This is a genomic window from Sphingopyxis sp. YF1 (assembly GCF_022701295.1).
GTDB lineage: Bacteria > Pseudomonadota > Alphaproteobacteria > Sphingomonadales > Sphingomonadaceae > Sphingopyxis.
This window is the reverse complement of record NZ_CP033204.1, coordinates 3,277,084-3,295,487: the sequence shown is the minus strand read 5'-3', so window position 1 is coordinate 3,295,487 and position 18,404 is coordinate 3,277,084. Positions and strand designations below refer to the sequence as shown.

The 18,404-nt window shown below is 67.0% G+C and carries 17 protein-coding genes; 5 read left to right on the top strand and 12 right to left on the bottom strand.

Annotation, left to right across the window (positions count from 1 at the left end; all coding sequences use genetic code 11):
• Positions 1-44 precede the first annotated feature (44 nt).
• Positions 45-2,267 (bottom strand): TonB-dependent receptor, encoded by a 2,223-nt coding sequence (locus EAO27_RS15985; protein WP_242771572.1) that lies wholly within the window; start codon positions 2,265-2,267, stop codon positions 45-47.
• A 145-nt stretch (positions 2,268-2,412) separates the two neighbouring features.
• On the opposite strand from EAO27_RS15985, the gene EAO27_RS15980 reads away from it, so the two are divergent.
• Positions 2,413-4,731, top strand: a complete 2,319-nt coding sequence (locus tag EAO27_RS15980) for a patatin-like protein (RefSeq protein WP_242771571.1) — start codon at positions 2,413-2,415, stop codon at positions 4,729-4,731.
• Between the two features lie 101 nt (positions 4,732-4,832).
• Here the strand turns inward: EAO27_RS15980 and EAO27_RS15975 are convergent, their stop codons facing one another.
• The 3 genes from EAO27_RS15975 to dnaK all read right to left on the bottom strand — a co-directional run bounded on the left by EAO27_RS15975 (position 4,833) and on the right by dnaK (position 8,810).
• A complete protein-coding gene (locus EAO27_RS15975) occupies positions 4,833-5,174 on the bottom strand; it encodes a hypothetical protein (RefSeq protein ID WP_242771569.1) in 342 nt (113 codons plus the stop codon).
• 486 nt (positions 5,175-5,660) lie between these two features.
• Positions 5,661-6,776 (bottom strand): molecular chaperone DnaJ, encoded by a 1,116-nt coding sequence (gene dnaJ / locus EAO27_RS15970; protein WP_242771567.1) that lies wholly within the window; start codon positions 6,774-6,776, stop codon positions 5,661-5,663.
• 129 nt (positions 6,777-6,905) lie between these two features.
• Entirely contained in the window at positions 6,906-8,810 is a 1,905-nt protein-coding gene (dnaK, locus tag EAO27_RS15965) for a molecular chaperone DnaK (RefSeq protein WP_242771565.1), read from the bottom strand.
• A 166-nt stretch (positions 8,811-8,976) separates the two neighbouring features.
• On the opposite strand from dnaK, the gene EAO27_RS15960 reads away from it, so the two are divergent.
• From EAO27_RS15960 to EAO27_RS15945, 4 genes are all read left to right on the top strand, one after another.
• The gene (locus EAO27_RS15960) at positions 8,977-9,537 is read left to right on the top strand and encodes a copper chaperone PCu(A)C (RefSeq protein ID WP_242771563.1); all 561 of its coding nucleotides are present in this window, start codon (positions 8,977-8,979) and stop codon (positions 9,535-9,537) included.
• Positions 9,538-9,544: 7 nt separating this feature from the next.
• Positions 9,545-10,033 carry a vgr related protein gene (locus EAO27_RS15955; protein WP_242771561.1) on the top strand — a complete coding sequence of 163 codons (489 nt, stop codon included), beginning with the start codon at positions 9,545-9,547 and terminating at the stop codon, positions 10,031-10,033.
• Entirely contained in the window at positions 10,030-10,602 is a 573-nt protein-coding gene (locus EAO27_RS15950; protein WP_242771558.1) for a hypothetical protein, read from the top strand. Before EAO27_RS15955 ends, EAO27_RS15950 begins: the two co-directional genes overlap by 4 nt.
• Before the next feature lie 98 nt (positions 10,603-10,700).
• Positions 10,701-12,056 (top strand): DNA recombination protein RmuC, encoded by a 1,356-nt coding sequence (locus tag EAO27_RS15945; RefSeq protein WP_242771556.1) that lies wholly within the window; start codon positions 10,701-10,703, stop codon positions 12,054-12,056.
• Positions 12,057-12,168: 112 nt separating this feature from the next.
• On the opposite strand, the gene EAO27_RS15940 is transcribed toward EAO27_RS15945, so the two are convergent.
• From EAO27_RS15940 to EAO27_RS15905, 8 genes are all read right to left on the bottom strand, one after another.
• On the bottom strand, positions 12,169-12,879 hold the full coding sequence (locus EAO27_RS15940) for an META domain-containing protein (RefSeq protein WP_242771554.1): 711 nt from the start codon (positions 12,877-12,879) through the stop codon (positions 12,169-12,171).
• Between the two features lie 134 nt (positions 12,880-13,013).
• The gene (locus EAO27_RS15935; RefSeq protein ID WP_242771552.1) at positions 13,014-13,829 is read right to left on the bottom strand and encodes an RNA methyltransferase; all 816 of its coding nucleotides are present in this window, start codon (positions 13,827-13,829) and stop codon (positions 13,014-13,016) included.
• 18 nt (positions 13,830-13,847) lie between these two features.
• On the bottom strand, positions 13,848-14,126 hold the full coding sequence (locus tag EAO27_RS15930) for an HPr family phosphocarrier protein (protein WP_242771550.1): 279 nt from the start codon (positions 14,124-14,126) through the stop codon (positions 13,848-13,850).
• Positions 14,123-14,551 (bottom strand): PTS sugar transporter subunit IIA, encoded by a 429-nt coding sequence (locus tag EAO27_RS15925; RefSeq protein ID WP_242771548.1) that lies wholly within the window; start codon positions 14,549-14,551, stop codon positions 14,123-14,125. The genes EAO27_RS15930 and EAO27_RS15925 overlap by 4 nt, the downstream gene beginning before the upstream one ends.
• Positions 14,552-14,556: 5 nt before the next feature.
• A complete protein-coding gene (gene rapZ, locus EAO27_RS15920; RefSeq protein WP_242771546.1) occupies positions 14,557-15,492 on the bottom strand; it encodes an RNase adapter RapZ in 936 nt (311 codons plus the stop codon).
• A complete protein-coding gene (locus tag EAO27_RS15915) occupies positions 15,489-15,935 on the bottom strand; it encodes a serine kinase (RefSeq protein WP_242771544.1) in 447 nt (148 codons plus the stop codon). The genes rapZ and EAO27_RS15915 overlap by 4 nt, the downstream gene beginning before the upstream one ends.
• Before the next feature lie 85 nt (positions 15,936-16,020).
• Positions 16,021-17,655: a stimulus-sensing domain-containing protein gene (locus tag EAO27_RS15910; protein WP_242771542.1), complete on the bottom strand. Its 1,635-nt coding sequence runs from the start codon at positions 17,653-17,655 to the stop codon at positions 16,021-16,023.
• On the bottom strand, positions 17,621-18,331 hold the full coding sequence (locus EAO27_RS15905) for a response regulator transcription factor (protein WP_242771539.1): 711 nt from the start codon (positions 18,329-18,331) through the stop codon (positions 17,621-17,623). The genes EAO27_RS15910 and EAO27_RS15905 overlap by 35 nt, the downstream gene beginning before the upstream one ends.
• Between the last annotated feature and the right edge of the window lie 73 nt (positions 18,332-18,404).

The window sequence follows — 18,404 nt, the reverse complement described above, 5'->3', positions numbered from 1 at the left end:
CGCGCTGGATTGCTTCGCTTCGCTCGCAATGACGGAAGGAAAAATCAAAAGCGGTAATCCCAGCCGAGCGTGAAGGTCCGCCCGCGTCCCGCGAAGAAGGCGAGATTGTCGGTCGGCAGCCGCGTGTCGCTCGAATAGTCGATGTAGAATTTGTCGAACAGATTCTGCACCGACAGGCTGAGGCCGCCGAAGCCGGTGTCGTAGCGGATGCTGGCGTCGGTGATGTTGTAGCCGCCGAAATTATTGGCCTGGTTGGGCTGGGGCTTGCCCTCCATCGCATGGAAGCTGCGCGACAGGAAGAATTGCGTCTGCACCAGCGCCGACAGCGGCCCCTTGGCATAGCTCGCCGACAGGTTGACGCGATCGGGCGAGATGTTGACGCCGTCGAGGTCGGTATCGACGATCCCGTCGGGCGCGCCGCGCGAGGCGTCGCTGTCGAACAGGCCCTTGATGTGCGCATAGCCGACATTGAGCTTGAGCCCGTCGATCGGCAGGCGCACGCCGAGGTTGAGTTCGAGCCCCTGGATCTCGATGCGCAGCCGCTGGACGTCGAAATTGCGGTCGGTGCCCTGGATCAGCAACTGCCCCTTGTCGCTCGACGACCAGAAATAGGCCGCCGACGCGTCGAGCGGGCCGCGCTTCACTTCGAGGCCGATTTCGCGATTGTTCGAGACGATCGGGTCGACCCCGATCGAGTTCACCGAAAATCCGGCCTCGCCGACCGAGCGGGTGATGCGGCCGATGTCGGGGACGGTGAAGCCCTCGGCATAGCTCGCATAGGCGCGGATTCCGTCCCACGGCTCGACGATGACGCCGCCGTTGACCAGCAGGTCCTTGAAGCTGGGCTTGGCGCCCGCGACGTCGACGCCGCCATAGGTCGAAACGCCGCAATTCGTCGTGACCGTGGCCGAACAGGCGCGGAAGGTCGTCGACGCCAGCGTGTGATAATCGTCGATCTTGATCCGGACATTTTCCCAGCGCACCCCGCCGGCGACGCGGACGATCCCGTCGAACAGCTTCAGATTCGCCTGACCGAAGGGCGCGAGGCTGCGGAAATCGCTCGGCGGCACCCAGACGCGCCCGGTCGCGATCAGCGCCTGCTCGGTCTTGTCGAAGAGGGCATCGAAGCCGAGCGTGACGGTCAGATTCTCGAAACCCGGCACCGCGCGTTCGTAGCTGATTTTGGCGCCAAGCTTGCGCGACCGGTTCTGCGACTGGTCGAACAGGGTGCCGACCGGCGCGAGCGCGGGGTCCTGGAAGGTCGCCTGCGGGTTGATCTCGCCGCCGAAGGTGTCGCGGCTGCGGTTGAAGAAGATCTGGCTGACGAAATTGCCGCCGCCGAGGTTGCTGTCGGTCAGCGACAGCGCGACGCTTTCGGTGCGATTCTGCGCCGACTTGCCCGGCGGGGTGCCGTGCACCGCGCTCGTCGGGACGCCGGTCAGGCGGTTGCCCGCGACCGCGACATAATCGCCGTCGCCTTTGAGCTCGAACCGGCTCGCGATCAGGTCGAGCCGCATCGTGTCGGTCACTTCGTAACCAAGCCGCGCGAACAGCGAGAGCGCCTTCGAATCCTGCGTTTCGCCCTGCGTCAGGTTGATGCCGATGCGGCGCCCCTCGCCATCGTAAAAGGCACCGCGCTTTTCCCACGCGGCGCCGAAGGTCGCGTCGAAGCGGTCGGCCTTGTACTGGACGAGGCCCGCGACCTTGCCGCCGAGTCCATCCTTGCTGAAGCCGTCGTCGGCGGTACCCTGCAACAGCAGGCGGCCCGACAGGCCTTCGGTGCTCGGCGCACCGACGGTGACCTGGTTGACGATGCCGCCGGTGCCGCCGATGCCCTGCAGCGCGTTCGAGCCATAGATCAGCTCGACGCGGTCGACGAAGAAGCCGTCGACGGTGAAGCCGTCGCGGCTGCCGTCGCGCATCGGGGTCGACTGCGGAATGCCGTTGATCGCATAGAGCGGCGAGCGTCCGCGCAGCGTTTCGCCCGCGCCCGACAATTTCTGCCGCGTCGGCGAGAAGCTGGGGGTCAGCGTCGCGACTGCGTCGGTCACCGAACCCGAAATCGCGATCTGCTGGTCGAGGCTGTCCTTGCCGATGACGTCGATCGTCAGCGGCAGCGCATTGGGGGGCAATATGGTGCGCGCCGCGGTGACGACGATCGTCTCGGCGCCGCCGTCTTCGGCCACCGGTGCGGCATCCTGCTGCGCGAAGGCGGGCGTCGAAAGGGCGGTGCCGGCGAGCGCGGCGGCGAACAACTTGCGATTCATTCTCAACTCCTGTCCGGAGAGCCCGCTAGTGCGACACATTCGCATATGCAAGAGGGAATGCACGCTGCGCGGCACTTTCGCCAACTTCCGCGCGTCCGGTCGAAATTCTCGCCACGCGCCTGCAAGCGCTGCTATCACCCGGGTCATGCGGGAAAAGGAACTGCGCTTCGCCCTGATTTGCTACGGCGGCATCAGCCTCGCCGTCTATATGCACGGCATCACCAAGGAAGTGTGGCGCCTCGCCGCGGCGTCACGGGCGTTCCACGACGGACAGGAACTGCCGGGCTCGTGCGCCGTCTACCGCGACCTGCTTGCGGCGATCGAGGCAAAGACGAGCGTGCGCCTGCGCGTGCTGACCGACATCGTCGCGGGGGCCAGCGCGGGGGGGATCAACGGCATCTTCCTCGCGCGCGCGCTGGCGACGGGGCAGTCGCTCGACCCGCTCACCGACCTGTGGCTCGAGGACGCCGACGTCGACAGTCTGCTCGATCCCGACGCGCGTCCGCTGTCGGCGGCGACCAAATTCTGGGCGGTGCCGATCGCCGGCTGGGCGATGAAGAAGCGCGGCAATGTCATCGACCGGACGGTGGGCGAGGGCGCGCAGGAAGAGGTGCGCGCCAAGCTGTCGCGTTTCGTGCGTGCGCGCTGGTTCGAGCCGCCCTTCGGCGGCGCGATCTTCTCGAACCTGCTGCTCGACGCGTTCGACGCGATGGAGGCGGGGCCGCGCGGGCCGGTGCTGGTTCCGGCGGGACAGCCGATCGATCTGTTCGTTTCGGTCACCGACTTCACCGGGCACAGCATGCCGCTGTCGCTCAACAGCCCGCCGCGCGTGACCGAGCAGGAACATCGGCTGATCATCCGCTTCCGTCACGACGGGCGTGCGGGCGAGGCGCTCGACGACGTGCCCGCGCTCGCGGCGGCGGCGCGCGCCACTGCCAGCTTCCCCGGCGCCTTTCCGCCCTTCACGCTCCGCGAACTCGACGCGGTGCTCGCGGCGCGCGCGATCGCGTGGCCGGACCGCGATGCCTTTCTCCGCGTGCAATTGCCCGCGGGCGGCGAGGCCGATCCCGCCGACCGTGTGCTGATCGACGGCTCGGTGCTCGCCAATGCACCCTTCCGCCCTGCGATCGCCGCGCTGAAACAGCGCCCGGCACGGCGCGAGATCGACCGGCGCTTCGTCTATATCGACCCCAAGCCCGACTACAGGTCGATCAGCTTCGGCAAGCCGGGCGATCCCGCCGAGGGGGCGGAGAGGAAACTTCCGGGCTTTCTCTCGACGATCCTCGGGGCACTCTCCGAAATCCCGCGCGAACAGCCGATTCGCGACAATGTCGAGGCGATCGAGGGCATGTCGCGGCGCATCCGCCGCATGCAGCGCATCGTCGACGCGATGAAGGTCGAGGTCGAGGAACAGGTCGCGGCGCTGTTCGGCACGACCTTCTTCCTCGACACGCCGACCCCGGCGCGGCTCGCCAAATGGCGCGCCAAGGCGCAGGAGCAGGCAGCGGCGCGCGCGGGCTTCGCTTATGCACCCTATGGCCATCTCAAGCTGTCGGCGGTGGTCGAGGGACTGGTGGCGGCGGTCGACCGGGTTGCTCCGCCCGAAGGCGCGGTGCACCGCGCCAACCGGCGGCGGGCGCTGTGGGACGAGGTGCGCGCGCGCGGGCTCGACCGCATTTCGGGACGCAAGGGTGCGGGCGCGAGCGGCGACGCGATTGCCTTTTTCCGCGCGCACGACCTCGGATTCCGCGTCCGCCGGCTGCGTTTCCTTGCGCGCGAACTCGACACCGCGGTCGAGGCGACGCGCGAAGCGCGCGATCCGGTGTGCGAAGCGATGCGCGAGGCGATCTTCAAAGCGCTCGGTCGCTATCTCGAGCGCGAGGCCGACCGCTGGCTCGAAGGGCTCGACGTAACCGCCGATGCCCCGCCGGGCGCATGGATCGACGCGATCGCGGCGCGGCGCGACCTCGTCGCCGTTGATACCGAGGCCGACGTGCTGATCGCCGAAGGGCTGGCGGCGCTGCCCAGGGACGATCGCCGCACGCTGCTGCTCGCCTATCTCGGCTATCCCTTCTACGACATCGCGACCCTGCCGTTGCTTCAGGGCGAGGGGTTCGACGAATTCGACCCGATCAAGATCGATCGCATTTCGCCCTCCGACGCCACCGCGATCCGCACCGGGGGCGCGCAGGCGATGCTCAAGGGGATCGAGTTCAACAGCTTCGGCGCTTTCTTCAGCCGCGCGTATCGCGAGAACGACTATCTGTGGGGACGCCTGCACGGCGCCGACCGCTTGATCGACATCGTGGCGTCAAGCGTGACGGGCGACGGTGCGCTGACCCCGCGCGAGTTGGCGGCGATCAAGCGTCGCACCTTCCATGCGATCCTCGATGAAGAAGAAGGGCGGCTGCCCAAGGTGGAGGCGCTGATCGCGGAGATCAGGGGCGAGGTCGATCGCGCTTAGGCCGGGCGATTGCGGAGATCGCAAATGCGACGTCGATGGCGGCTTTGGGGTGGTTAAGCGATAGTCTGTTCTTGGTACTTTCGCACAAGAGCAGGCGCAGCTTAGCCGGATTTTTTGGGTCGGCCGCGTCGAAGATCGAGCAGCTTCGAATCGAAATCCTGAAGAAGGTGCGCCCCGCTTTTAATATCGCCCCGTTTGAAAGCTGCGTACGACGCTTCCAGCAACGCCGTCGCTGGTGGGATAGCTTCTTTGTCTTTGATGCGGTCGAATGATACCGGAAGGCCACGGCGCAAAATATCATAGGCTTTGTCGAGCGTCATTGGCTCGTCCCAATCGCGTTCCGGAAATCCGAGCGAAGCCCCCATCACGACATAGGCAATGTGATTTCGATATTCCCTGAACCGACCGAACCCATATTCTCTCTCTTTCTGCCGTTCGTCCATGCTGCCCCCAGATCGGAATGTCCGCATGCAGGTGATCTGGCACAGCAAACGAATGGCGACAATCGGTCGATTGCCGTCATTGCACCCAGATCGACCGTGAACGGCAAAAGGGGTGGAGAGCGGACCGCGACCATTTCCAGTCGTCATCCCGGCGAAGGCCGGGATCTCGCCGATGCGTCATGGCTTGCAGGGCGGGATCCCGGCCTTCGCCGGGATGACGGAAAACGACCGAATACAGCCCTCCGTGCGCCCCGGCGAAAGCCGGAGTCCATTGCAGAAACACGCCGGGTTCGTGTCGGCACTCTGGGCCCGGCTTTCGCCGGGATGCACATCTCTGACGTCCGCAATCGGGCGTTACCCGCCGTTGTCGGGTTTGCCATGGCGCTGCCCGAATCTTGTCCGTCGTCCGCGTCGGAAGGCGGTCGTCGCTTCACGCCGCAATGCACCCTCCGGCGGCCCCCGGCCTGCGCGGAGGCGACGGGGCGCTCAGTCGGTCAGATCGTCCCACATGTCCTTGATGCGGCCGAAAAAGCCCTGACTCGCGGGGCATTCGTCGCCGGTCTCGGTCTCGCGGAAGGCCTGGAGCAGTTCCTTCTGCTTGGCGCTGAGCTTCGTCGGCGTTTCGACGTCGATCTGGACGACGAGGTCGCCGTGGCCGCGGCCGTTGAGCACCGGCATGCCCGCCCCGCGCTGGCGGAGCTGCTTGCCCGACTGGATGCCGCTCGGGATATTGATCTCGTGCTTCGCGCCGTCGAGCCCGGGGATGGTGATGCAGCCGCCGAGCGCCGCGGTGGTGAAGCTGATCGGCGCGCGCGTGAACAGCGTCGTGCCCTCGCGCTCGAAAACCTTGTGCCGCGCCATGTGGAGAAAGATGTAGAGGTCGCCCGGCGCCGCACCGCGTGCGCCGCTTTCGCCTTCACCCGACAGGCGGATGCGCGTTCCCTCGTCGACCCCCGGGGGGATGGTGACGGTCAGCGTCTTGCGCCGGTCGACGCGCCCTTCGCCGTGGCAGGTGCCGCACGGATCGGCGATGACCTCGCCCGATCCCTGACAGTGGGGGCAGGTCCGCTCGACCATGAAAAAGCCCTGCTGCGCACGCACCTTGCCGTGGCCGCCGCAGGTGGTGCAGCGGTGCGTCGAGGTGCCGGGCTTGGCGCCCGACCCATCGCAGCTGTCGCAGCGCGCCGCGACGTCGACCTGGATCTCGCGGCTGATGCCGGTGAAGGCATCCTCGAGCCGGATTTCCATGTCGTAGCGCAGGTCGGCGCCGCGCGCCGGGCCGCGCTGCTGGCGGCCGCCGCCGAACGCCGATCCGAAGATCGATTCGAAAATGTCGCCGATGTCCCCGAAATCGGCACCGCCGCCTGCGGCGCCGTGCGGCATGCTCTTGCCGAACCGGTCGTAGGCCGCGCGTTTCTGCGGGTCCTTGAGCACGTCATAGGCTTCGTTGATCGCCTTGAAGCGTGCCTCGCTGTCGCCGCACCCCGGATTCTTGTCGGGGTGGTACTTCATCGCCAGCTTGCGGTAGCTCGCCTTGAGCGCTGCGTCGTCGGCGGTGCGCTCGACCTCGAGCAGTTCGTAATAATCGATGTCGAGCGACATGGTGCCCCTAACCTCGCTTCCCGAAGCCGTTCGCCCCGAGCCCGTCGAAGGGCCGTTCTGTCTTCGTTGGGGAAGAGGGAGAACGGTGCTTCGACAAGCCCGGCACGAACGGCATAGGGATGAGAGTCCTTACTTCTTGTCGTCTTCGACTTCCGAGAATTCGGCATCGACGACATCTTCGTCGGCCTTCGGAGCGTCACCGTCGGCGTTGGGCGACGCCGCAGCCTGCTGCTCCTTCTCGTAGATCGCCTGGCCGAGCTTCATCGCGACCTGCGCGAGCGCCTGGCTCTTTTCGGTCATCGCGGCGGCATCGCCGCCCTCGACCGCGGTCTTGGCTTCGGCGATCGCGGCCTCGATCTCGGACTTGAGACCGGCATCGACCTTGTCGCCATGCTCGCGCAGCTGGCTCTCGGTCGAGTGGATCAGGCTCTCGGCGTTGTTCTTCGCCTCGGCCGCCTCGCGGCGCGCCTTGTCTTCTTCGGCGAACTGCTCGGCGTCCTTGACCATCTGGTCGATGTCCGCGTCGCTGAGGCCGCCCGAGGCCTGGATCTTGATCTGCTGTTCCTTGCCGGTGCCCTTGTCCTTGGCGTGGACCGACACGATGCCGTTGGCGTCGATGTCGAAGGTCACCTCGATCTGCGGCACGCCGCGCGGCGCCGGCGGAATGCCGACGAGGTCGAACTGGCCGAGCATCTTGTTGTCCGCCGCCATTTCGCGCTCGCCCTGGAACACGCGGATCGTCACCGCCGACTGGTTGTCGTCGGCGGTCGAATAGACCTGCGACTTCTTGGTCGGGATGGTGGTGTTGCGGTCGATCATGCGCGTGAACACGCCGCCGAGCGTCTCGATGCCGAGCGACAGCGGGGTCACGTCGAGCAGCAGCACGTCCTTGACGTCGCCCTGCAGAACGCCGGCCTGGATCGCGGCGCCGATCGCGACGACTTCGTCAGGGTTCACACCGGTGTGCGGTTCCTTGCCGAAGAAATCCTTCACGACTTCGCGCACGCGCGGCATGCGCGTCATGCCGCCGACGAGCACGACCTCGTCGATCTCGCTCGCCGAGACGCCGGCGTCCTTGATCGCCTTCTTGCAGGGCTCAAGCGTGCGCTTGACGAGCTCTTCGACCAGCTTTTCGAGGTCGGCGCGGGTGATCGTCTTGACGAGGTGCTTCGGCCCGTTGGCGTCGGCGGTGATGAAGGGCAGATTGACCTCGGTCGTCGCGGCCGACGACAGTTCGATCTTCGCCTTTTCGGCGGCTTCCTTCAGCCGCTGCAGCGCGAGCTTGTCGCCGCGCAGGTCGATGCCTTCGTCCTTCTTGAAGGTGTCGGCGAGATATTCGACGATCTTCGAGTCAAAGTCTTCGCCGCCGAGGAAGGTGTCGCCGTTGGTCGACTTCACTTCGAACACGCCGTCGCCGACCTCGAGGATCGAGATGTCGAAGGTGCCGCCGCCAAGGTCATAGACGGCGATCGTCTTGTTCTCGGTCTTGTCGAGGCCGTAAGCCAGCGCGGCCGCGGTCGGCTCGTTGATGATGCGCAGCACTTCGAGGCCGGCGATGCGGCCGGCGTCCTTGGTCGCCTGGCGCTGGGCGTCATTGAAATAGGCCGGAACGGTGATGACCGCCTGCTCGACCTTTTCGCCCAGATAGGCTTCGGCGGTTTCCTTCATCTTCTGGAGGATGAACGCGCTGATCTGCGACGGCGAATAATCCTCGCCGCCCGCCTTGACCCAGGCGTCGCCGTTGGCGCCCTTGGTGATGTTGTAGGGGACGAGTTCCATGTCCTTCTTGGTCATGGGATCGTCGAAGCGGCGGCCGATCAGGCGCTTCACCGCGAAGATGGTGTTTTCGGGATTGGTCACCGCCTGGCGCTTCGCCGGCTGCCCGATCAGCCGCTCGCCGTCCTTGGCGAAGGCGACGATCGAGGGCGTCGTGCGCGTGCCTTCGACATTTTCGATAACCTTGGGCTTGCCGCCTTCCATCACCGCGACGCAGCTGTTCGTGGTGCCGAGGTCGATCCCGATCACTTTGGCCATATGATTACACGTCCTTGTTGCTTCTTCGGCGCCCTGAAAAGGCACGCCATACCATGGGCCCCGACTGGGGTTTCTGGGCGCGATATAGGTGCGCTAATCCTTGGCACAAGGACTCAATCGGCTTATCGGGAACAGGAAAATTCTTCGCCATACGGAGTCCGATGCCATGAAGCCCTTCACCCCCCGCCTGTTCGCCTGCACCGCGCTCGCCGCGACCGCGCTTGGTCTTGCCGCGTGCGGCGAGAATCTCGGCAAGGGCCAGCCGCTCAACGTGGTGAGCGGGCATATCGTGATGGGCGCGACCCCCGACCGTCCCGCGGTCGGCTATTTCCGCGTCCAGGGCGGCCCGGTGCCGGTCGAGCTCGTCGCGGTGACCGCCGATCTCGCGCAGCGCGTCGAGATGCACGAAAGCGTCAAGGAAAACGGCGTGATGACGATGAAGCCGCTCGACCGCGCCGCGGTGCCCGCGAAGGGCGAACTGGTGTTCAAGCAGGGCGGCAAGCATCTGATGATCTGGAACATCAATCCCGCCGCGGTGCGCGCGGGCAAGCTGCCGATGGCGTTCGTCTTCACCAACAACAACAATGAACGCATCCTGTTCGACATGCCGATCAAGCAGGCGTCGACCGACACGAGCGGCGACGGCGCGGCGATGGATCACGGCGCGATGGAGCATGACGGCACGGGCGATGCCGCGGTGAAGACCGCCGAACCCGCAAAGAAGTAAGCTGCGGGTGGAGCGCGACGGGCGCCGGCTGACCGCGGGCGAGATCGCGCTCGCGCGGAGCGTGTTCGGCGACGCGATCCGCTACGACGCGGTGCGGGTGCGCCACCGCAAATGGGCCTTTTTCCAGCCGCGCGGGGTCGTGATGGCGCCGATGGGGCATCTGCATTTCCATCCGCGCGGCGACGTCTATTGCGAAGATTTTTCCTGTCCGACTTATGACGCGCTCAAGGCGAAGGGGCTGTTCCTCCACGAAATGACGCATGTGTGGCAGGCGCAGACGCGTGGCCGCTGGTATCTGGTGCTGATGCGTCACCCCTTTACGACATACAGCTACAGCCTCAGGCCCGGCTGGCGGCTCGAGCGTTACGGGCTCGAGCAACAGGCCGAGATCGTGCGGCACTACTGGCTGCTGACGCAGGGGGTGGTGATCGGCGGGGCGCCCGGTGCAGCCGCCTATCGGGCGATCCTGCCCTTCACCCCGGAAGGGTCCGCATGACCGATTTCGAATTCGTCTTCGTTCTCTACAGCCTGCTGCTCGGGCTTTCGATGGTCGAACTGCTTGGCGGGCTCGGCCGCGCGCTCGAGGCGCGCTTCGCCGCCGAGGCATCGCGCGGCCAGTTCGCGCTTGGCTGGCTGACGCCGCTCCTTGCGATCTTCGTGATGCTCGACCTGCTGTCTTTCTGGCAGGCAGCCTGGGCGGTGCGCGCGCATGTCGCGGTGTCGGGGACGACGCTGATGGCGGTCGCCGCTTTCGCGAGCCTCTATTATCTCGCTGCACGGCTCGTCTTCCCGTCGCGGCCCGAGGGGTTCGCGAACCTCGACACCCATTATTTCCGTGTCCGGCGCATCGTCCTCGGGCTGTTGCTCGTCCTGCTCGCGGCGCAGTTCGCCTTTTACCTGACGCAGCCCGCGATGGCGGCGGTCGTTGCGCGTCCGCTGGTGTGGGGACTGACGCTGGTCCTTACGGCACTGATGCTCGCGGCGATGTGGGTCCGCGGCGTGCGCGCGAGCATTGCGGTGCTCGCGCTGCTGATCGCGCGCTACGTTGCCGTCTATTTGCTCTGAGGCGGCTGCTGCGCGCGCGGTGCGCATACCTTCCCCTTGAGTAGGGGACGGAAAATTCCAGCTAGCCAAGGGGGCGGTGTTCGTCCTATGTTCCCCGCATGGATTTTGCCTCGCTGCTCGTTGCCCTCGTCGCCCTTGCCATCGGTGCCCTCATCGGCTGGCTGTTCGCCGGGCGGCAGGCGGGCGGGCTCAAGGCCGAGCGCGACGGGCTGGCCGAGCGTTTTCGCACCGCGGTCACCGACCTTGCGGCCGAAGCCGAGGCGCGCAAGGCGGCGGATATCCAGCTGTCGGCGCTGCTCGCCGAACAACGGGCGCGCGACGCGGCGCATGATGCGCAGATCCGCCAATTGCACGATGCGCAGGCTGCGCTCACCGCACAGTTCCGCGAGGTGGGACAGGCGATGCTCGGCGAGGCGCAAAAAAGCTTTCTCGAACGCGCCGACGCGCGTTTCCGGCAGAGCGAGGAGAGCGCCGGGCAGAATTTGAAGGCGTTGCTCCAGCCGGTGCACGAGCGTCTCGAAAAATATGAGAGCGAAGTGCGCAAGGTGGAGACCGAACGGCAGAGCGCGTTCGGCCTGCTGCAGGGCCAGATCGAATCGATGCGCACCCAGAGCGAGCGCGTGTCGAGCGAGGCGGCGAAGCTGGTCAACGCGCTGCGCAACGCCCCCAAGGCGCGCGGCCGCTGGGGCGAACAGCAACTGCGCAACGTGCTCGAAAGTTGCGGCCTGTCCGAACATGCCGATTTCCAGACCGAGGTCAGCGTCGCCGACGGCGAGGGCGGACGCCTGCGCCCCGATGTCGTCGTCAAGGTACCCGGCGGGCAGAGTCTGATCATCGATGCCAAGGTCTCGCTCAATGCCTATCAGGACGCGTTCGGCGCGGTCGACGAGCGCGAAAAGGCCGCGCATCTCGCTGCGCACGCCGCGGCGATGAAGGCACATGTCAACACGCTCGGCGCGAAAAGCTACTGGAACCAGTTCGACGATACCCCCGACTATGTCGTGATGTTCGTCCCCGGCGAGCATTTCCTCGCCGCCGCGCTCGACCACGATCATGAGCTGTGGGACTATGCTTTCGACCGCAAGGTGCTGCTCGCGACTCCGACCAACCTCATCGCCATCGCGCGCACCGTCGCGGCGGTGTGGCGGCAGGAAAAGCTCGCGGGACAGGCGCGCGAGATCGCGGCGCTCGGCAAGGAACTTTATGCGCGCATGTCGGTGATGGGCACGCACATCGCGCGTGTCGGCAAGAATCTCGATCAGGCGACGGGAGCGTATAACGCTTTCGTCGGCAGCTTCGAATCGCAGGTGCTGACCCAGGCGAAGCGTTTCGAGGCGCTCGATATCGAAACCGGCGGCAAGGAGATTCCCGCGCTCCCCGTCGCCGAACAGGCGGCCCGCCCGCTCGCGAAGCTGGCGAGCGCACCGGCGGCGGTCAACGACGCGGGCGAATAGTCAGAGAGCCGCGCCAAATCGGGTCGCCCGAGCCTGTCGAATGGTCGCACTTCCTCTCTGCGCGACAGGGGAGGGACGGTGCTTCGACAAATTCGGCGCGAACGGGTTGGGACTATATCGAGCGCCGCAGCACCGCCGTCAGGCCATCGGCGTCGGTCAGGACAAGCGTGCCGTCGTTGGGAAAGCGGAGGCTCACGGGCCCGCGCATCATCGCGAAGAAGGCGCCTTCCTGCGCCATGCCCGCCCCCGGGCACGCCATTTCGGTCGCCATCAGCGGCCCGGCGGTGAGCGTGCGGCCGTCGCGCGTGTAGCGGCCCGAAAAGCGGTTGCATCCTGCGCTGCCGCTCAGCCGGTCGGCTTCGAAGGCGAGCGAGGTCGGGCGGTCGGCCGCGACGGGCGTGCCGCCGATCGACACGAAGCTCCAGCTGGTCCCGGCGAGCTCGGTCGGCGGGAGGATGCCGCCGCCGCAGCCCTTCACCGTCTTGCCGTTGGCGATGACCGTCACCGTGTCGCGATAGCGCCGGTCGCTCATCCCGTCGCTGCATTCGCCGTGGGTGATGTCGACCGTCAGGCGGCTGGTGACGTAGCGCTCGCCGTTGAAGCTCGGCCGGGCGCCGGGATTGGCGACGACGATCTTGGTGTCGCCATAGTCGCCGTCGTAGTTGAGTATCCCGGGGGTGATCTCGAGCGTCCAGCCCGGTTCGGTGCCGAGCGCCATATAGGCGGCCGCGGGCGGCGTAGCCGGACCCTGCGGGGCTTCGGCGGCGGGAACGCATCCGGCGAGGGCGACGCTGAGCGTCAATATGGCAAGCGGCTTAAACATGGTCATCTCCCAAAACCCGTTTGCATCGAGCGAAGTCGAGATGCGTCTTCCGCGACGCGGGCGTGTCTCGACTTCGCTCGACACGAACGGAGGAGGGGCGTTGTAGTTGCACCGCGCTGTCGCGCGGCTGAATGCTATCTTCGCCGCTGGTTCAGCACTTCATAGGCCATCACCGCCGCCGCGACCGCGGCGTTCAGGCTGTCGGCCTTGCCGAGCATCGGCATCTTGACGCGCACATCGGCGGCGGCGGCATAGGCGGCGGGCATGCCCTGCGATTCATTGCCGATCAGGATGAAGGTCGGCGCGACGTAGCGTGCCGCCTGATAGTCGACGGTGTCGCCGCCGAGCCAGGTCGCGACGAGCTGCCCCGGTCCGCCGCGCAGCCAGGGCAGGAATTCTTCCCAGCGCGCCTGTACCAGCGCCTGCGTGAAGATCGCGCCCATGCTCGCGCGCACCGCCTCGACGGCATAGGGATCGGTCGATTCGTCGAGCAGGATCAGCCCGCCCGCACCCACCGCATCGCCGGTGCGCAGCATCGTGCCGAGATTGCCCGGATCGCGCAGCCGCTCGGCGACGAGCCAGATCGGCGCCGCGCCGCGATCGAGGTCGGCGAGCGCCGTTTTCGGCTCGGCATAGATACCGACGACGGTCTGGGCATTGTCCTTGCCCGACAGCTTCGAAAGGATCGCGGGGGTGGTGTCGATCACCTCGCCGCCGCCCGCGAGCGTCGCGTCAACGAGCGCCTGCGCGAGCGGGTGGCCAGCGCCATCGGGGCCGAGGAACAGCCACAAGGGCAGCACGCCGGCCTCGCGCGCTTCGGTCGCGATGCGCAGTCCTTCGGCGAGGAACAGTCCCTCGGCGCGGCGATGGCGTTTTTCGCGCAGCAGCCGCATCCGCTTGACCAGCGGATTCGACAGGCTTTCGATGGTGGAACGGCGGGCGTGATTCATGCGGATGGGGCCACGGCCTCAGTCCTCGCCGAAGCTGTCCTTGACCAGCCCCACGAGCTTGAGCAGCGCGGCGTCGGCGCCGTCGCCCTTCGTATGGATGGTGATCGAATCGCCCTTCGCGGCACCGAGCATCATCAGCCCCATGATCGAGGTGCCGTTGACCCGGCTGCCGCCTTTTTCGACCTCGACCGACACGGTTTCGGGCAGGCGGCTGACGAAGGTGACGAACTTGGCGCTCGCGCGCGCGTGGAGTCCGCGCTGGTTGGTGATTTCGACCGTCTCGCTCGATTCGCTCATGATGTCACCCCCAGCATCTCCGACGCGACGGAGATATATTTCTGGCCCGCTTCCTTCGCGGCGATCACCGCGGGGCGAAGCTCCATCGTCTTGCGCGCGCTTTCGAGGCGGATCAGCATCGGCAGATTGACCCCGGCGATCACTTCGGTGCGACCGGCGTCGAGCAGGCTGATCGCGAGGTTCGACGGGGTGCCCCCGAACAGGTCGGTGAGCATGATCACGCCGCGGCCTTCGTCGACCTTGCGGATCGCGTCGGCGATTTCCTTGCGGCGCATCTCCATATTGTCGTTGGGCCCGATGCACACGGTTGCGATCGCGCGCTGGGGGCCGACGACATGTTCCATCGCGGTCACCATCTCCTCGGCAAGGCGGCCATGCGTCACGAGGACCATTCCGAGAAGCGGCAGTGCTTTATCGCTGGGCATGCAGTCTACGACCCTTGTGCTTTTCCGCCGGACGCGGGAGGGGGCTTGCCCTCAAGCCCATCTTGCGGGGCGGAGTCAAGGTTGCGGTGGGTCACCGTCGGCGCATGGCCCGCCTCGCGCAGCGTGCGGGCGACGCGCTCGGCGACATGGACCGAGCGGTGGCGCCCGCCGGTACAGCCGAAGGCGACGGTGACATAGCTTTTGCCTTCGGCGCGGTAGCGCGGCAGCAATGTCAGCAGCAATTGCTCGATCTGCGCGATGCTCGCCTCATAGGCAGGGTCGGTCATCACATAGGCGGCGACCTCGGGATCGAGCCCCGTACCGGGGCGCAGGCGCGTGTCCCAATGCGGGTTGCGGAGGTAGCGCATGTCGAACACCAGATCGGCGTTGCGCGGTAATCCGCGTGCGAAACCGAAGCTCAGCACGCTCAGTACCGGCTCGTCGGTACCGGTGTCGCCAAAGCGCTGGCGCACCTCCTGTTGCAGGTCGTTGCTCGAATAATTGGTGGTGTCGATGACATGCTCGGCCCAGCGGCGCAGCGGCTCCATCATCTCGCGCTCGCGCGCGATGCCGTCGGCGGCGGGGCGATCCTCGGCGAGCGGGTGGCGGCGGCGCGTCTCCGAAAAGCGCCGTTCGAGCTCGGCGCCGGCGCAATCGAGGAACAGGGTGCCGATGTCGCGCCCGCCCGCTTCGCGCAATTCCTTCATCCGCCGGACCAGCGGCGCGGGCTTGAAACCGCGGCTGCGGCTGTCGATACCGACCGCGAGCGGGCGGCCTTCGCGGCCCTGCCCCCCGGGCGCGCCGAGCAGCGCGTCGAGCAGCGCGACGGGCAGGTTGTCGACGACCTCCCACCCCAGATCCTCGAGCACCCGGAGCACGGTCGATTTGCCCGCTCCCGACAGGCCCGTGACGAGGAGCAGGCGCTGGCTTTCCTCGGTCATTGTACGCTTCCCACCCGGTCGAGCGCCAGCATCACCTTGATCGGCGCCGATGCCTCGAAGCCCGCGACCAGCACCGCGGGCAGCGCGTGGCCCGCGACCATCTCGGCCTGGTTCGCGGGGGGCATGCGTTCGGGACGGTTCGAAAGCCGCACCGCAAGGGCGAGCGGAACGGGCGCCACATGCGGCTGTTCGACGATGCCGATCCCGCGCACCTCGATCCTGCCGGCCAGATTTTCGGGCGGGCGGCACCACAGCCGGCCGCGTTCGTGCCAGATGTCGCAGCGATCGTCGGCGACCAGTCGCGCGCCGCGATCGATCAGCCGCAGTGCAAGGTCGGACTTGCCCTGCCCCGATGCCCCGAGGATCAGGATGCCGCGGCTTCCGGCGGCGACGCAGGTTGCGTGAATATTGGAAACGGGAATGGTGGTCCGGCGCGGCAACATAGCTTTTCAGCTTACCGGCGTGTCAGCGGCGGGGCAAGGCGGATAGGGGGTGGAAAACCTCCTATTCCGGGACGCGCGCTGTGACCTATCGCTCCGCCTCGCCGCCGGTGTCCGCCGCGGGCAGGGTGATCAGCAGGCTGGCGCCGGGTTTGCCGTCGTCGCGGTCGCGCGCCGCGATATGCCCGCTGTGTCCCTCGACGATCGTCCGCGCGATCGCGAGGCCCAGCCCGCTGTGACGCCCGAACGCCTCGCCGTCGGGGCGCTCGCTGTGGAAGCGGCGGAAGATCGCGTCGCGCTGCGCGGGCTCGATCCCGGGGCCGTCGTCGTCGACCCCGATGTGCACCTCGCCCCCCAGCTGCGTCGCGCGCACGCAGACGAGCCCGCCAGGCGGTGAAAAGCTGACCGCATTGTCGATGACATTGTCGATCACGCGCTCGAGCCGGTGGCCGTCGCCCATCACCATCGTGGTGCCCTTGCGCGGGCGGGCGAAGGCAATGCGCGGGTGCGGCGCCCCGTCCCCTTTGGCCGCATCGGCCTCGGCGCGCGCGGCGCGCGCGGCGAGCATCGATTCGATCATCAGCCCGATGTCGATCGGTTCGAAATTGGTGCGCGACAATTGCGCGTCGATGCGGCTGGCGTCGCTGATGTCGGTGACCAGCCGGTCGAGGCGGCGGACATCCTCGTCGGCGATCGCCAGCAGCTGCGCGCGCTGTTCGTCGTTCTTGACGCGGCCCAGTCCCTCGATCGCCGAGCGCACCGAGGCGATGGGGTTCTTGAGTTCGTGGGTCACGTCGGCGGCGAAATGCTCGCCCGCGTCGATACGTTCGCGCAGCGCCTGCGTCATGTCGCTGAGCGCCCGCGCGAGCGTGCCGATCTCGTCGCGGCGGCTGGGCAGGCGCGGCACGACGACCTCGCGGGCGCGGCCGAGGCGGACGCGCACCGCGGCGCGCGCGAGCTTGCGCAGCGGACGGACGATCGTGCGTGCGAGGAAGAGCGAGAGCAGCACCGACGCGATCAGCACCACCGCGACGACCACCGCGAGGCGGAAGCGTTCGGCGCGCACGGTGCGCGTGATGTCGCGCGCGTTGAGCGTCATCAGCATCGCTTCGGGCGTGTCGAGGTCGACGACGCGCGTCGCGCTGAGCAGCGGGGTTCGTTCGGGGGCGTAGCGGAAGCGGGTCGCGCCTTCACCCGATCGCATCGCGTCGATCACCTCGGGCCAGGCGGCGGCACGGTCGACCGCGGGTTCCTCGAACTCGGGATAGGAAGGGGCGCCGACGATCCAGTCGATGCCGCGATCCATCGCGCGCGCGGCGTCGCGCTTCCATGGTTGCAGGTCGGGGTCGCGCAACGTGTAGGTCGGCGGGCCATGTTCGAAACTGTCGTAGATCCGGCGACCGTCGGGCGCATAGAAACGCAGCCGCGATTCGGTCGCCGCGACGAACTCCTCGATCAGGCGCTGCCGCTGGTCGGGCCGCGCAGCCTCGATCGCGCTGTCGAGCATCGCGAGCTGGTCCTGCATCACCGCGATGCGGGTGTCGACCAGCCGGCTGCGATAGGTGTCGAGATAGAAGAAGCCGAACATCAAGAGCGCGATGGCGAGGATGTTGACCGCAAGAATGCGTGTGGTCAGCGACCAGCGCGCCGACCAGACGAGCGGCTGTTCCTCGATGTCGTGCGCGGGATCAGCCTTCGTCGGCAAAACGATATCCCGCGCCATAGAGGGTGGCGATCGCGTCGAATTCGGGGTCGACCTCGCGGAACTTCCGGCGCAGGCGCTTGATGTGGCTGTCGATCGTGCGGTCGTCGATATAGACGTCGTCCTGATAGGCGGCGTCCATCAGCTGGTTGCGGCTGCGCACGATGCCCGGACGCGAGGCGAGCGTTTCGAGGATCAGGAATTCGGTGACGGTCAGCGTCACCTCCTTGCCGTCCCAGCTCACCTTGTGGCGCGCCGGGTCCATCGTCAGCCGGCCGCGGCTGATCGGCTCGGCGACGGGTTCGTCCTCGGTGCCGGGGGCGTTCCGGTTGAGATCGACGCGGCGCAGGATCGCGCGGATGCGCGCGATCACCAGCCGCTGTGAAAAGGGCTTGGCGATATAATCGTCGGCCCCCATCGCGAGGCCCAGCGCCTCGTCGATCTCGTCGTCCTTGCTGGTCAGGAAGATGACCGGAAGCTGGCTCTTCTCGCGCAGCCGCCGCAGCAGTTCGAGCCCGTCCATGCGCGGCATCTTGACGTCGAACACCGCGAGGTCGGGCGGATTGTCGATCAGCGGTTTCAGCGCCGCCTCGCCGTCCGAATAGACGCGCGTGACGAATCCCTCGGCCTGCAGCGCGATCGACAGGGATTGCAATATGTTGCGGTCGTCGTCGACCAGCGCGATGGTTGCCGTCATTCTCTTTCCATTGGGCGGACCCGGAGAGGCGGATTAGCCGATCCGCCGCCCAGCGACAACCGCGCCGCGCGCC